The organism is Amycolatopsis bartoniae (genome assembly GCF_014191255.1).
GTDB lineage: Bacteria > Actinomycetota > Actinomycetes > Mycobacteriales > Pseudonocardiaceae > Amycolatopsis_E > Amycolatopsis_E bartoniae.
The window spans coordinates 775,784-790,292 of record NZ_JACHWH010000003.1; the positions used below are offsets into that span (position 1 = coordinate 775,784).

Annotated in this window: 13 protein-coding genes; 4 read left to right on the top strand and 9 right to left on the bottom strand. The window is 73.5% G+C overall.

All coding sequences use genetic code 11. From position 1 onward, the window contains the following. Positions 1-4: 4 nt before the first annotated feature. The 3 genes from FHX82_RS20375 to FHX82_RS20385 all read right to left on the bottom strand — a co-directional run bounded on the left by FHX82_RS20375 (position 5) and on the right by FHX82_RS20385 (position 2,856). Entirely contained in the window at positions 5-706 is a 702-nt protein-coding gene (locus FHX82_RS20375; protein ID WP_145938167.1) for a haloacid dehalogenase type II, read from the bottom strand. A gap of 10 nt (positions 707-716) precedes the next feature. Next, on the bottom strand, positions 717-1,883 hold the full coding sequence (locus FHX82_RS20380; RefSeq protein ID WP_145938168.1) for a glycoside hydrolase family 64 protein: 1,167 nt from the start codon (positions 1,881-1,883) through the stop codon (positions 717-719). A gap of 292 nt (positions 1,884-2,175) precedes the next feature. Further along, on the bottom strand, positions 2,176-2,856 hold the full coding sequence (locus FHX82_RS20385) for a helix-turn-helix transcriptional regulator (RefSeq protein WP_145938169.1): 681 nt from the start codon (positions 2,854-2,856) through the stop codon (positions 2,176-2,178). 93 nt (positions 2,857-2,949) lie between these two features. Here FHX82_RS20385 and FHX82_RS20390 point away from each other — a divergent pair, with 93 nt between their 5' ends. Further along, complete coding sequence (locus tag FHX82_RS20390; RefSeq protein WP_145938170.1) at positions 2,950-5,307, top strand: ATP-binding protein; 2,358 nt, start codon at positions 2,950-2,952, stop codon at positions 5,305-5,307. 52 nt (positions 5,308-5,359) lie between these two features. Continuing rightward, positions 5,360-6,334 (top strand): helix-turn-helix domain-containing protein, encoded by a 975-nt coding sequence (locus tag FHX82_RS37770; protein ID WP_145938171.1) that lies wholly within the window; start codon positions 5,360-5,362, stop codon positions 6,332-6,334. 294 nt (positions 6,335-6,628) lie between these two features. Here the strand turns inward: FHX82_RS37770 and FHX82_RS20400 are convergent, their stop codons facing one another. From FHX82_RS20400 to FHX82_RS20410, 3 genes are all read right to left on the bottom strand, one after another. Continuing rightward, a complete protein-coding gene (locus FHX82_RS20400) occupies positions 6,629-6,994 on the bottom strand; it encodes a hypothetical protein (RefSeq protein ID WP_145936874.1) in 366 nt (121 codons plus the stop codon). 66 nt (positions 6,995-7,060) lie between these two features. Then, on the bottom strand, positions 7,061-7,738 hold the full coding sequence (locus FHX82_RS20405) for a thiamine pyrophosphate-dependent enzyme (protein WP_145936875.1): 678 nt from the start codon (positions 7,736-7,738) through the stop codon (positions 7,061-7,063). After that, positions 7,735-9,474, bottom strand: a complete 1,740-nt coding sequence (locus FHX82_RS20410) for an AMP-binding protein (RefSeq protein WP_145936876.1) — start codon at positions 9,472-9,474, stop codon at positions 7,735-7,737. Before FHX82_RS20410 ends, FHX82_RS20405 begins: the two co-directional genes overlap by 4 nt. 173 nt (positions 9,475-9,647) lie before the next feature. On the opposite strand from FHX82_RS20410, the gene FHX82_RS20415 reads away from it, so the two are divergent. Next, a complete protein-coding gene (locus FHX82_RS20415; protein WP_145936877.1) occupies positions 9,648-10,943 on the top strand; it encodes a nicotinate phosphoribosyltransferase in 1,296 nt (431 codons plus the stop codon). A gap of 10 nt (positions 10,944-10,953) precedes the next feature. Here FHX82_RS20415 and FHX82_RS20420 read toward each other — a convergent pair whose 3' ends face one another. Both FHX82_RS20420 and FHX82_RS20425 read right to left on the bottom strand, forming a co-directional pair. Next, positions 10,954-11,229: a dsRBD fold-containing protein gene (locus tag FHX82_RS20420; protein WP_145936878.1), complete on the bottom strand. Its 276-nt coding sequence runs from the start codon at positions 11,227-11,229 to the stop codon at positions 10,954-10,956. A 125-nt stretch (positions 11,230-11,354) separates the two neighbouring features. Beyond that, entirely contained in the window at positions 11,355-12,011 is a 657-nt protein-coding gene (locus FHX82_RS20425; protein WP_145936879.1) for a response regulator, read from the bottom strand. 212 nt (positions 12,012-12,223) lie between these two features. Between FHX82_RS20425 and FHX82_RS20430 the strand changes: the two genes are divergently transcribed. After that, positions 12,224-12,622, top strand: a complete 399-nt coding sequence (locus FHX82_RS20430) for a pyridoxamine 5'-phosphate oxidase family protein (protein WP_145936880.1) — start codon at positions 12,224-12,226, stop codon at positions 12,620-12,622. An 8-nt stretch (positions 12,623-12,630) separates the two neighbouring features. Here FHX82_RS20430 and FHX82_RS20435 read toward each other — a convergent pair whose 3' ends face one another. After that, positions 12,631-14,355 (bottom strand): sensor histidine kinase, encoded by a 1,725-nt coding sequence (locus tag FHX82_RS20435; RefSeq protein ID WP_145936881.1) that lies wholly within the window; start codon positions 14,353-14,355, stop codon positions 12,631-12,633. Between the last annotated feature and the right edge of the window lie 154 nt (positions 14,356-14,509).

Sequence of the window (14,509 nt, forward strand, 5' to 3'; positions counted from 1 at the left end):
CGGCCTATACGCCGAGTTTCTCGGCCAGTTCCGGGAAACCGCGGACGGAGAACTCGGCCTCGACGTCCTTGTCGGCTTCCCGGTCGGGCCCCTTCTCCCGCGGTCGCTCGACGAACGCCGTCCGCAGCCCGGCCTCGGCCGCGCCCTTGAGGTCCCAGCCGTGCGCGGCGACCATCAGGACCTCCTCGGGTGCCACGTCGAGCAGCTCCGCGGCGGTGCGGTAGACGCGGGCGTCGGGCTTGTAGGTGCGGGCCAGCTCGGCGGACAGGATGCAGTCGAACGGCAGGTTCGCCGCCTTGACCAGGTTGGTCATCAACGCGAACCCGCCGTTCGACAGCGCCGCGAGGACGTGGCCCTCCCGAAGCCTGCGCAGGCCGCCGGGCACGTCGTCCCACGCGGGCAGGCGATGCCAGGCGTGCACGAGCCGCTGCCGGGCGGCCTCGTCGACCTGCTCGCCGACGCCGTGGTCGTCGAGCAGGTCGTCGAGCGACTCCCGGTGCAGCGTGTCGAGGTACGCCCAGTCGCGTTCCCCGTGCTGCACGCGGGCCATCGACGGCAGGTACTTGTCGCGCCACTCGCTCGCGAAGATCCCCGCGTCGAGCCGGACGCCCAGCTCGCCGAAGACCTCCCCGACCTGGCGGGACACGCCCGTGTACCAGTCCACCGTCGTGCCGAAGATGTCGAACGCCAGTACGCGAATCGTCATCCCGCCAGTATCACGCGTGGGTGGCGTGCACCGTCACCGTCAGCGTGGCCGGATCGCCGGCGAACACCGAGCCGCTGAAGTCGGGGCCCGGCGTGACGTCGTCGTAGGGGAAGGCGTAGCCGCGGTTGTCGGGCAACTTGCTGTGCACGACGCGGGCGTAGTGGTTGGTCTGGGCGTTCTGGTAAAAGTTGGCCGGGTTCTCGCCCGTGGGCTGGTTCGCGTTCGCCAGCAGCGTGGTCCGGTTCAGTGCGGCGGCCAGTCGCGGGATGATGGCCTTGCGTGCGTCGCTCGCGCCCGCCGCGATCGCGAACGGGCCGCTGTCGCAGCTCCACACGTCGGCGGTGGTGGGCTTGGCGAAGGTCTCGCCGTTGTTGAAGGTGAGCACCCCGTTGGAGACGCGGCCGGTGAAGGGCCCGGTCCCGTTCTGCGGGTCGACGGTGAGGGTGGTGCCCGCGTACTTCTGCCAGACCTGGTCGATGTAGCCGTCGAGGTACCCGGCGAACTGGTCGGCCTTGTGGTGCGCGGCCATCACCCGCAGCACCCGCCCGTCGGAGCCCTTCTGGATCAGCTGCGGCCAGGCACCGCCCTGCGCGGTGAGGGCGCTGGCGAGCGCGTCCGCGGAGCCGGAGGGCAGGCCGGAGACGGACTGGGTGCCGGAGGAGGTGGTCTGCAGGGACAGGCTGAGCGGCAGCCCGACGAAGTCGACGTAGCTGATGTTGGCGAACAGCTGCGCGTCGTTGAACGTGAACTCGGCGAACGACCAGTTCCGGTTGAAGTTGGGGTCGGAGGTGTTGAGGAAGCTCGGGTGGACCAGCGCGGGGCCGGGGTTGAGGAAGAAGTCGAGCTTCGCGTCGGTCACGAAGTAGACCCGGGCCCCGTACATGCGCGGCACCGTCACGCGGCGGCCATCGACGGGAATGGCGCAGTCCACGGGCAGCGGCGTGAGCGTCGAGGAGGGGGAGGACGGGTAGTAGGGCTGCCCGGCGGAGTTGAGCAGCACGAGACGTCCGTCGGGCGCGAAGCCGGTGACGTAGGCGTAGACGGACCCGGAGCCGGACTGGTTCACCAGCGCAAGACTGAAGGTCGCGGGAGCGGCGGTGGCGGGCAGGGCGTGCGCGGTCACGGCGGCGAAGGACAGCCCGGCGGACACGCCCAGGAAAGCACGACGAGAGAGCACCAGAACCTCCACGTTCTAGGGACTGGACCCCTCCGACGCTAAGCACCACCCCCACACAGAAACAACCGACGATCGTAGGTTGTCTGAACCAAAACAACAGTGGTCCAGACAACAAGAACCCGGCAGCACACGCACCCACCAACCAAACCCCGCCCGCTCTCCCCCCAAACCCGATACAAAGCCGCATTAGCGGTTGGCGAGCCAACCGTTAAACGATCAAAAATCGGGGCGGGGCCACCACTGAGAGGACGCGATGTCGCGCCCCAGCGCGACGAGCCGACCCCCAGACGACCTAAATCAACCCCTCCCGCAGGGCGTAGGCCACCGCGTGGGTCCGGTTCCGCAACCCCAACCTCGACAACAGGCTGTGCAGGATGTTCTTCACGGTCCGCTCGGAATACGTCATCTCGGCGGCGATCTCCGCCGTGTCCATGCCCTCCGACAGCAGCCGCAGGACGTCGGCCTCTCGCCGTGACAACCCGCTCAACGTCAGCTCCCGGGGGGCGAGCACTTCCCGGTGCAGCTGCGAGAGCCCGCGCAGCAGCGGCCCGAGCTGTTCGGGCGGCAGGTCGCCGTGTCCGGCGTGCGCGTCGGCGATGGCCTGGAGCAGGCGGCCGGGGGTGGCTTCGGCGCGGGGGACGAGGACGACGAGGCCGTGCTCGACGGCGTTCCACAGCTCGGCGGGCCGGGTGTCGCCGGTGACCAGCACCAGCCGCGTGGCTCCGGCCTTCTCCAGCAGTTCCCCGAGTTCCCGGCCCGGTTCGGCGACGGCCAGCACGACGTCCGCGACGCTGTCCTCGCGCGCGTCCGACACCTGCACGCCCGGCTTGTCCCGCAGCTCGGCGAGGAGCCCGGCGCGCACCAGCGGGTCGGCGGCCACGACGGCGACGCGGATGACAGCGGACCGCCTCGCCGGAACGGAGTGCAGCCGGGGGCGTCCCGTGCCCTCGGCCCAGGCGATACGCGATGACATGTGACCCAGGAAACCCCATCGCACGCGCGCCGAGGAGGCCGAAGCACCGGCAGGTTTCGACCGCGGTGAAATCTGCCGGTTGAATGGTGCACGGTGAACGAGAACGGAGAGGACACGGCCCCGGCGTTCGGGCAGCTCCTGCTGAGCCACCGCCGGGCCGCCGGGCTGACCCAGGCGGAGCTGGCGCGGGCGTCGGGCATGAGCGTGCGCGCCCTGCGGGATCTCGAACGGGGTCGCGCGCAGGCCGCGCAGCGGCGTTCGGCGGACGCGCTCGCCGACGCCCTGCGGCTGTCCGCGCCCGAGCGCGCCCGGTTCCTGGCCACGGCGCGCGACGGCCGCCGCCGTGCCTCGCGGGCGATCGGGCCGGTGGTGGGCGATCTGCCGCCCACGGTGCCGGACCTGGTGGGCCGCGACGACGAGCTGGCGCGGCTGCGGGAGGCCGCGCTGGCGCCGTCGCCGAGCGGGGTGGTGGTGTCGATCATCGGCCATCCCGGGGTGGGCAAGACGACGCTCGCCGTGGCCGCAGCGCACGCGCTGCGCGAGTACTACCCGGACGGCTGTTTGGCGCTGGACCTGCTGGGCATGGCCGACCAGCCGCTCAGCTCCCGCGAGGCGCTCGAACAGCTGCTGCGCGCGCTCGGCGTGCCCGCGCAGCAGATCCCGGCCGCCGCGCCCGAGCAGCAGCACCTGTTCCGCTCGCTGCTGGCCGGCCGCCGCGTGCTGGTGCTGCTGGACAATGCCGCCGACGAGGCGCAGGTGCGGCCGCTGCTGGCGGCGAGCCCCGGCTGCCTGACGCTGGTCACGTGCCGCCGCGCGCTCGCCGGGCTGGAGGGCGCGCGGTGGGTGTGGCTCGAACCGCTCGCCGCCCCCGACGCGACGGACCTGCTCGCCGCCATCGCCGGCCCCGGCCGGGTCGCCGCCGAACCGGACGCGGCCGCGGAACTGGCGGCGCTGTGCGGAAACCTGCCGCTCGCCGTGCGCATCGCCGGCACCCGGCTGGCATCGCGCCCGCACTGGTCGGTCGCCTACCTGGCGGGGGAGCTGCGGGACGCGAGCACCCGCCTCAGTTCGCTCGCGGCGGGGGACCTGCAGGTGCGTTCGGCGTTCGAGACGTCGTACCGGCGGCTGTCCCCGGCGGCGCGGCTGGCGTTCCGCCGCCTCGCCGCGATCCCCGGCACCGACTTCGCGCCGACGCTGGCCGCGGTCGCGGCCGGCCTGCCCGTGCCTGCCGTGCGGGTGCACCTCGACGAGCTGGTCGACGCGAACCTGCTGCAGTCGGGCACCGACCCGTACCGCTACCGCTTCCACGACCTGATCCGGATCTTCGCGGGGGAGCGGCGGGAAGCCGAGGAGAAGCCCGCCGACGGCGAGACGCTCGCGGACGCCACTCTCAGCCACCTGCTGTCCACGGCGACCGCCGCCGCCCGCTCGTTCCGCCCCGACCGGCTCACCGCGGAGCCGTTCCCGTCCCGGCGGCGCGCCGCCGAGTGGCTCGACGCCGAGGCGTCGAACTGGCTCGCCGCGCTGCGCCTCGCGGCGCAGGCGGGCCGGCACCGGGCGGTGCTCGACCTGGCGCGGTCGCTGCGCTGGTACGCCGACGGGCGCACGCAGCAACGGCCCTGGTACGAGGTTTTCACGCTCGGCGTCGCCGCCGCGCGGGCGCTGGGCAGCCGCCGCGAGGAGGCGGTGCTGCTGAACTTCGCGGGCTGGGCCCGGTACTTCTGCCTGGTGGACCAGGAGGGCGCGGTCGGGCTGCACCGCGAGGCGCTGGCCATCGCGGTGGAGCTGGGGGACCGGGGCGAGCAGGCGCGGGCGCTGGGGTCGCTGGCGTCGGTGCTGCTGCGGCTGGGCTGTCTCGACGAGGCGCTCGGCTACGCGCGGGAGGCGGTGGAACTGGCCGGGGAACTGGAGTTCTGGCTCGGGCAGGGGAACATCCGCAACGTGCTCGGCTCGATCCTGCGGGCGCAGGGCCGGGCGGACGAGGCGCTGGCCGTGCACCGCGCCGTGCTCGCCGACGTCGAGGCGCACTACGGCGAGGCCAACCCCGACGCGCGCCGGTTCTTCCACTCCTCGACGTTGCTCGCGATCGGCCTGGACCTCAACGAGGCGGGCCGCTGGCAACGGGCGGCGCGGACCTTCCGCGAGGCGCGTTCCCTGTCCCGCCAAGGTGGGTTTTCGCTCGAAGAAGGGTATGCCGCACTCAACGAAGGACGTGCGCGGCGCGAGGTCGGCCAGCACGCGTTCGCCGGGGTGTGCCTCCAGCTGGCGCTCACCGCGTTCACCGGGGTAGCCCTGCGCTGGCAGCGGGCTCGCACCCTGGCGGAACTGAAAGCGCTTTCTGTCGTCATAGGGGACACCGCCGCGGCGGAGGAGTACCGGCGCGAAGCGCTCGCGCTGTGCGAGGAACTGGGCACCGAAGAGGCGAAGACACTGGCCGCCGAGCTGGCGTGATCCGTGACCGGACTGCAGGAGGGAACCGGAGTTGCCCGATACCCTGGGAACGATGCCCCGGCTGCGCATGCACTTCACCGCGGACGATCTGGCCAGGACCCGGATCGTCGCCGAACCGCACCCGATGTGGGAGCTGGTGCTGAGCCTGCACAAGGCACGGCTGTCGCGGCCGCGGTCGCGGTACGCGGACTGGCGGGAGTTCTCCCTGCCGCGCCTGGGTTCTCCGGCCCACCGGCGGCACCTGGACCTGCTGACCACGCTCGTGCCGCCACGCGGCAACTTCCCGGACTTCCTCACCCCGGTGTGTGCGGCGGGGGAGTTCGGCGCGGCGCTGGACACCGTGCTGAGCACGCCGAAAGCGAGGCTGCGCCAGGAGATGGCGGCACTGGTCGGCCCGCGGCGCGTGTCGCCGGTGGTGACGCGGCTGGCCGAGGGCTCCCTCGACGGGCTGCGGGAGCTGGCGGAAGCCGTGTCCTGGTACCACTGCACGGTGGTGGAGCCGTACTGGCAGTCGGTGCGGCGCACGGTGGGCGCGGACCGCGGGGCGCGCGTCGCGGACCTGTCGGAGGGCGGCGTGGAGCGGCTGCTGAGCCGTCTGCCGCACGGGCGCTGGACACCGCCGGTGCTGGAGTGCCTGTACCCGGTGGACCGGGACCTGGAGCTGGGCGGGCGCGGGCTGCAGCTGATCCCGTCGTACTTCTGCCACGCCAACCCGGTGACCTTCATCGACTCGGAGCTGCCGCCGGTGCTGGTCTACCCGGCCGCCGACCTGCCCGTGCCGCGGGACGGGACGGCGTCGCTGGTCGCCCTGCTCGGGGAGACGCGGGCGCAGGTGCTGCGGGCGCTGTCGGTGCCGCGCTCGACCACGAGCGTCGCCCGGCACGTGGTGACGTCGGCGGCCTCGGCGAGCAAGCACGCGGCGGTGCTGCGCGAGGCCGGGCTGGTGACGAGCACCCGCGAGGGCCACGCGGTGCTGCACCAGGTGACCCCCCTGGGGCGGGCCCTGCTGGACGCGGTGGGGGGCTGAGACTGTTTCTGAAGCGGCTTGCTGGCCGGTGCGGGTAGCAGCCCCTCCCGCCGGCCCGCCACCACCCTCAACGGACACGCTGCGCGTGACTGATCCACTCAGGCGGCCTCTCACTCCGGGATCGCCGACTCATGACCTCCCACCCGCCAGCCCGGCCACCACCCCCCATGGACGCTCCACGACTGCGGCTTTCACCACGTCGGCGCTGTCCTCGCGAGAGGCCACCTCAGAATTCGGCAGCAGAGTGCGAGCTGACGGCGCAGGAGCAAGCGGCTCCGCCGCTTGTGAAAACCCCTAGAAGTTCCGCGCCGCTCGTGCCACGGCCAGGCTGCGGCGGCAGGCGCGCAGCAGCTGGCGGTTGGCGGGGGAGTCGGGGAACCGGCCGCACGACGGGCAGCTCATCCGGATCTCGCCGGCCAGCTCGTCGACCACGACGGGCACCGGGCGTTCGCAGTCGCGGCACCAGCGGTGCCCGGTCACCACCACGACGTGGGCGGCGGAGGAGACGCAGCGGTGCACCCAGTGCCGGTGCGTCCGGCAGGTCAGGCGGTCGAACGGGTCGAGTCCGCGGGCCTCGGCGCGGTCCTCGGCCGACAGCCGGGCGGCGAGCCGCCGGTCGCGTACCCCCACGTACCGCCCCATCCGCTGCGCACTCGCCATGACCCATGGTATTTCCCCGGGACGAACCGCGCGGGAAGGATCATTTTCCGCCGGACGCGGGGGGAATCAGCCGACCGGTGCGGGTTCGGCGATTCCCAGCTCCTCGTCCACTTCGGACTCCAGCCGCGCCAGCGCGGCCGCGTCCAGCCCGTCCTCCTCGCGCATCCGGTCGGCCAGCAGCCGCACCGGGTCGAACTCGCGCCAGCGCGTCATCTCGGCGCGGCCGCGGAACCGGCACGTGCTCAGCTCCAGCAGGTGCGGCCCCTCGCCGGCGCGGATGGCGTCCACCGCCTCCCCGACGGCCTCGGCGACGGCGAGCGCGTCCATCCCGTCGACCGCCCACGCGGGAATGCCGTGCTCGGCGGCGAAACCCGTCTCCGACGGCAGGCCGCCGAGCGGGTGCAGGTTGTTCTCGCGGCAGAACAGCACGGGCAACCCACGGCGCGCGGCCACCTCCAGCGCCTCGCGCAGCTCGTCGGCGGGCACCGGCTGCCCGGTGAGCACGTAGACGGTCACGTGCGGCCGCCTCGACGCGGCGGCCGCCAGCGCCAGGCTCATCGCCAGCGGCACGCCGCCGCCTTCGACGACCGTGTCGTCCGGGCCGATCGCGGCGGCGATCCCGGCGACGACGGCCTCGTCGCCGATGCCCGGCCGCCCGGTGCGGTACTCCTCGATGCGCCGCGCCCGGATCATGGTGCGCAGCAGGTCCAGGCGCTCCATCGCGCGCAGGCTCCGGTCGGTCATCGTTGTTCCTCCACTCCATCGGGAAGTCCCAGCTCCCGCGTCTTGAGGACGCGGTGCAGCACCTTGCCGCCGCGGGTGCGGGGCAGGCGGGCGGCGAAGCCGATCTCGCGCGGCGCCAGCGCGCCGAGCGCGCGCCGGCCGAACGCGAGCAGCTCCAGCCGCAGGTCCTCGTCCGGCTCGTACCCCACGTGCGGCACCACCACGGCCTTGACCCGCTCGCCGTCGTGCGAGTCCGGCATCCCGATGACGCCGGTCTCGCGGACCGCGGGGTGGGTGAGCAGCACGCTTTCCACCTCGAACGGCCCCACGAGGTACTCGCCGGCGGAGATGACGTCCTCGGTGCGGCCGACGAACCAGAAGTACCCGTCCTCGTCACGCCGCGCGACGTCACCGGTGAGGTACCAACCGTCCGAAAAGGACTCGTCGTAGCGGTCGGGGTCGCGCCAGTAGCCGCGGAACATCGACGGCCAGCCGCGGCGCAGCGCGAGCTCGCCCGCCTGCCGCTCGTCACCCGACAGCTCGCGGACCTTGCCGTCCTCGCCGCGCTCCACGAGCCCGGCACCGATGCCCGGCAGCGGGCGGCCCATCGACCCCGGCCGCACCTCCTCGCCGGCGTAGTTGGCGATCGCGATCGCGCCGGTCTCGGCCTGCCACCACGTGTCGTGCACGGGTGTGCCGAGCGCGTCCTGGCCCCACACCACCGCCTCCGGCCCGAGCGCCTCGCCGGTGCTGGCGACGAACCGCAGCGCCGACAGGTCGTGCTCCGCGGGCGGCTCGGCGCCGCGCCGCATCAGGGCACGCAGCGCCCAGGGTTCGGTGTACCAGACGGAGATCCGCTGCCCGGACAGCACCGAAAGCCAGCGGCGGCGGTCGAAACCGCCGTCCACGCTGACCGTGGTGACGCCGACGGTCAGCGGCGCGACCACCGCGTAGGTCATCCCGGCGACCCCGCCGGGGTCGGCGCTGCACCAGTACACGTCGTCGGCGTGCAGGTCGAGGGCGTAGCGGGCGCTGACGTGGTGGGCCAGCACGGCTTCGTGGGCCTGCAGCACGCCCTTGGGCCGCCCGGCGGTGCCGCCGGTGAAGTACAGGAACGCCGGGTCCTCCGGCGCGGTCGGCTCGATCTCGTAGGCGGGCGAGGCCGCGGCGAGCGCGGGGTCGAGCGCCAGCGCGCCCTCCTCGGCGTTCGCCCCGGTCACGAGCACCTGGCGCAGGGACGGCAGCGAGCCCCGCAGCGGGGCGACCTTGCCGCAGTACAGCTCCGGGGTGGTGACGAGGACACCGGCCTCACCCAGCCGCAGCCGCTCGCGGATCGGCTCGGGCCCGTAGACGGGGAACAGCGGCGACAGCACGCACCCCGCCTTGAGCGTGCCCAGCACGGCCACGTACAGGTCCGGCACCCGGCCCAGCAGGGTGAACACGCGCTCGCCCCGTGGCACGCCGAGCCGGCCCAGCAGGTCGGCGAACCGGTTGCTGCGCTCGGCGAGCTCGCCGTAGGTGAAGTCGTGGACGACGTCGTAGCGGTCCAGCCAGCGCAGCGCGGGGTGGTCGCGGCGCGGGCCCGCGGCGTAGCGGTCGACGGCCTCGTGCGCGACGTTCAGGCCGCGGCCCTCCGGCAGGCCCGACAGGCCCAGCCGCTCCTCCTCCCAGCTGAACCCGGCCGCGGTCCGCGGGTAGTCCCGCAGGTTGGCGGCCGCGCGCACGGCGGCGGGTTTGCGGACGGTGGGCCACGTCATGCGCGCGCCCCTGCCGGCCCGGTGTTCGCCGCGGTGCGGTGGTCGACCACCATCGGTTCGCTCCCTCGCGCTGAGCTGTCGGAGTTGACGATGCCTTTTCCAGGGGTGCCCAGTACAGGGCTGGAGGTAACCGCGGGGATGGCCGAAAGTCCCCACGGGCGTACGGTGGGTGTATGGGTACGGCCGGTGCGGAGCACTCGGACCTGTACGCGATCCGGATGGCGGCGAGCTACCTGCGCCACGGGCTGACCGGCACCGCGACCTTCAGCCTGTTCCTGCGCGGGCTGCCGCCCGAGCGGGGGTTCCTGGTGGTCGCCGGCCTGGCCGACTGCCTGTCGTCCCTGGAGGGATTCCGCTTCACCACGGAGGAACTGGCCTACCTGACCGCCGTCGCCGAACTGCGCCAGTCCGATGTGGACGCACTGGGGGAGCTGACTTTCACCGGAGACGTGTGGGCCGCGCCCGAGGGGCGCCTGGTGTTCCCGCCGGAGCCGCTGGTCGAGGTCACCGCGCCGCTGCCGCAGGCGCAGCTGGTGGAGATGGCCCTGCTCAACCTCGTGACGTTCCAGTCGGCGGTGGCCACGAAGGCGGCCCGCTGCCGGATCGGGGCCGGCGGCGCGCAGCTGGTGGACTTCGGCGCCCGGCGCACGGACGGCTTCGACACCGCGCTCGCGATCGGGCGCGCCTGCGCGATGACGGGTTTCGCCGGGAGCAGCCACGTCGGCGCGGCCCGCCGGTACGGGCTGCCGCTGGTCGACACGATGGTGCATTCCTACGTGCGTGCGTTCGGCGACGAGCACGAAGCCTTCCGCGCGTACGCCACGGATTTCCCCGAAGCGCCGGTGTTCGTGGTGGACACCTTCGACGCGCTCGGCGGCGTGCGCACGGCGGTGGCGGTCGCCCGGGAGCTGGGCCTGCCGCCCGGCCGCATCGCGGTGCGGCTGACGTCCGGCGACCGGCTGGGGCTCGCCCGCGCGGCGCGCAAGATCCTGGACGAGGCCGGGTACGTGCAGGCACGCATCATGCTCAGCGGTGGCCTCGACGAGTACGAGCTGGCGCGGCTGTCGGCCGCCGAGGCGCCCGTCGACTCGTACGGGGTGGGCACGAAGCTGGGGGTGTCGGCGGACGCGCCGTCCGCGGACACCTCGTACCGGCTGGTCGAGTACGACGGGCGGCCGGTGGCGAGCGGAAACGCCCTGCCCGGCCCGAAGCAGGTCTACCGGCGCGCCTCGGGGGACCAGGACGTGTTGTCCCGGCGCGACGAACCCGCCCCGCCGGGGCACCGCCCGGTGCTCACCCACGTGATGCGGGCGGGGAAGCGGGTGCGCGGCAAGCACAGCCTCGACGAGGCGCGGGGGCGCTTCGAGCGCGACCTGCTGTGGCTGCCGAGCAGCGCGCGGCGGCTGCGGGACCCGGAACCGGTGGGGGTGCGGTACTCGCCGGGGCTGACGGCCCTGGCGGGCGCCTGACGCGGGCGCGTCAGGCGTGGCTCGCCACGGTGACCACCGGGCCGTCCGCGGATTCGATGTCCGACGCCACGGCCTCCAGCAGCTCCTCGGTGAGGTCGGAAAAGGCCCGGGCCATCGCCAGTTCCTGCGCGATGCCGGGCAGGTGGACGCCGCGGGGGCCGCCGCGGACGAGCCCGATCCCGAGGAAGGTGGCGCCTCCCCCGGTGGCCAACCGGACCTGCGCCCGCGTGGTGTGGCCGTTCTCGTCGAGCGCGACTTCCATCGTCCACTTCGCCGGTAGTGCCATGACGCTCCTTCGTTCCCCCTCACCCTCCCCGCCGGGGGTGGCGGGGCGTAGGGCCGAAAGTCCCCGGTTCCCGGGCCGCTTCCGCCGTCCACAAAGGATCTTGGCGTGCCGTCCACAAAGGATCTTCAGGACTGCGGGTCGCGCGAGCGGCGCTGCTCCCGCATGCGCGTGGCCAGCACCGCCGCCTGCGTCCGCCGTTCGAGCCCGAGCTTGGTCAGCAGTCGCGAGACGTAGTTCTTCACCGTCTTCTCGGCCAGGAACATGCGCTCGGAGATCTGCCGGTTGGTCAGGCCCTCGCCGATCAGCTCCAGCAGCGTCCGCTCCCGGTCGCTCAGGCTCGCGAGCGGCCCGGTGTCGGTGGCGTCGGAGCGCAGCTTCGCCATGAGCGTGGCCGCCGCGCGGTTGTCGAGCAGCGAGCGGCCGGAACCGACCTCGCGGACCGCCGAAACCAGCTGCAGGCCCTGGATGTCCTTGATCACGTAGCCGCCCGCCCCGGCGAGGATCGCGTTGAGCATGGCCTCCTCGTCGGTGTAGGAGGTCAGCATCAGCACGTTGAGCTCGGGCAGCTTCGAGCGCAGGTCGCGGCACAGCTCGATGCCGTTGCCGTCGGGCAGCCGCACGTCGAGCACGGCGACGTCCGGGCGCAGCGCCGGGATGCGGGCCAGCGCCTGCGCGGCGGTGGGCGCCTCGCCCACCACGGTCAGCTCGGGGTCGGCCTCCAGCAGGTCGGCGACGCCGCGGCGGACGACCTCGTGGTCGTCGACCAGGAACACAGTGATCACGGTCCGCACCTTTCCGAGCCGGGTCCGGGCTCCAGGCTAGGCGCCCCCGGCACCCGGGCACATCCGGGTCCATTGTGGACAGCGGTACCGGGGCTGGTGCCCCAGGTGGAAGCCTTGATCACGCCGGGGACTTTGTGCTCTTTCCGGCCGCGCGCGGGGCGGGCGAAGATGGCGCTCGTGGCGAACTGCGAACCGGCGGCCGGGGGTGGCGGATGAAGCCGCACCGGCCCCGCGAGCTGACGCGGGAGGAAGCCCTGCGCTGCCTGGCGAGCGTCCGGGTGGGCCGGCTCGTGTACACGCACCAGGCGCTGCCCGCGATCCGCCCCGTGCACCACGTGGTCGACGACGGGGAGGTGCTCATCCGCGGGCACGCGGGCTCCGCCCTGCTGCCGGCACTGGACACCGTCGTCGCGTACGAGGCGGACTCCGTGTCGGGCGACGACCGGATCGGCTGGAGCGTCACGGTGACCGGGGTGGCACGCCGCCTCGACGGCACCGACCTCGGCGAACGCCTGCGGCAGTGGGCCAACGGCGACGCCGGCTACGTCATCTGGATCCACCCCGAGCTGGTGACCGGGTTCGGGGCGGCCGAGGAGAACGGGACGGCGTGACGGCTCGTTCACGAGACGGGCACCGACCAGACCAGCCGGGTCCCGCCGCCCTCGGGCACGTCCAGCACGCAGTGCCCGCCCGAGCGGTCCGCGAGGTCGGCGAGGGTGCGCAGGCCGCCCTCCTCCGGCACGTCCGCGGGCAGCCCGCGCCCGTTGTCGGTGACCTCGATCCACACGTCGTCGGCCACCTCGACGGTGATTGCCACCGCGCTGGCCCCGGCGTGCCGGACGGTGTTGTCCAGCGCCTCCCGCACCACGGTCTCCGCGTCCTCGGCCAGGTGCGGCGACAGCACCCCGAGCGGCCCGGACACCCGGACGCTCGTCTGCAGCCCGGACTCGCCGGTGACCTCGGCGATGACCTCGTGCAGCCGCCGCCGCAGCTGGGTGGTGCCGTCGAAACCGCCGTGCAGGTCGAAGATCGCCGTGCGGATCTCGGCGATGACGTTCTGCACGTCCTCGATCATGTCGCCGAGGCGCCCCTGCAGCTCCGGCGAGCGGGTGCGCAGCCGCGCGCTCTGCAGCGCGAGCCCGTGCGCGAACAGCCGCTGGATGACGTGGTCGTGCAGGTCGCGGGCGATGCGGTCGCGGTCGGCGAGCACTTCGAGCTCGTAGAGGCGGCGCTGGTCGTCGGCCAGCTGGAGGGCGAGTGCGGCCTGGTCGGCGAACGACGCGGCGAGCGGCAGCTGCCCGGCGTCGAACGGGTCGCCGCCGGCCGTGCGCAGGGCGACCAGGACGCCCGAGACGGTGTCGGCGGAGGCGCGCAGCGGCAGCACCAGCACGGGCCCGAACTCCACGGGCAGCCCGGCGGACAGGTCGTGCACGAGGCTCGGCGCCTGCCTGGGCATCGCGTCGCGGAACGCCGTGCCGCACGTCGAGCCTTCCACGGGGATCTCGCGCCCGGTCAGCTCGTCCGCCCGCGGTCCGTCGGCCATGGTGATCACGAGCGTGGTGACCTCCTCCGGCGGCAGCTCGGGATCGTCGGGCCGGGCGAGGAACGTGTAGTCGGCGCCGGTCAGCGTGCGGGCGCGCTCGGCGATCAGGCGCAGCACCGCGCGGGGGTCGGCGGCGGCGAGCAGCTCGGCCCGGATCTCGCTGGTGGCCTCCTGCCACCGCTGGCGCAGCCGGGTCTCCTCGTACAGCCGGGCGTTCTCCACGGCGATGCCCGCGGCGGCCACGAGTGCCTGCACGACGACCTGGTCGTCCTCGGTGAACGGCTGGCCGTCGGCCTTCTCGGTGAGGTAGAGGTTGCCGAACACCTTGTCGCGCACCAGGATCGGCACGCCGAGGAACGAGTGCATCGGCGGGTGGCCCGCCGGGAAGCCCGCGGCCGCCGTATGCGCGGTCAGGTCCGCCAGCCGCAGCGGCCTCGGCTGGTCGATGAGCAGCCCCAGCAGCCCGCGGCCCTTCGGCAAGTGCCCGATCCGGCTCCGGCCGGCCTCGGTGATGCCCTCGTAGACGAACTCGGCGAGCCCCCCGCCGTCGGCGTCGAGCACGCCGAGCGCGCCGTAGCGGCAGTCCACCAGCTCCATCGCGGCGTGCACGATGCGGCGCAGGGTCGCGTCCAGCTCCAGCCCGCCCGCGATCGCGAGCACCGACTCCAGCAGCACGTCCATCTGGTCGCGGGCCCCGACCAGGCGCTCGATGCGGTCCTGCACCTCGACGAGCAGTTCGCGCAGGCGCAGCTGGGAAAGTGTGCCCCGGAGCGTGGACTGCGCGCTGCCTTCCGTCGCCATACGAGCCACCTTCGCATTCCGGGCGGTCGAAAACCAGGTCGCCGCCGTCGTCCCCCGGGGCGACCAGGGCCGAAAGACCCCGGATGTTCGGGCCACGTGCCCCTGCCGCACGTCGGCGGCTCCGGGCGAGGCTGGAAGCCGGAATTCACCCCTG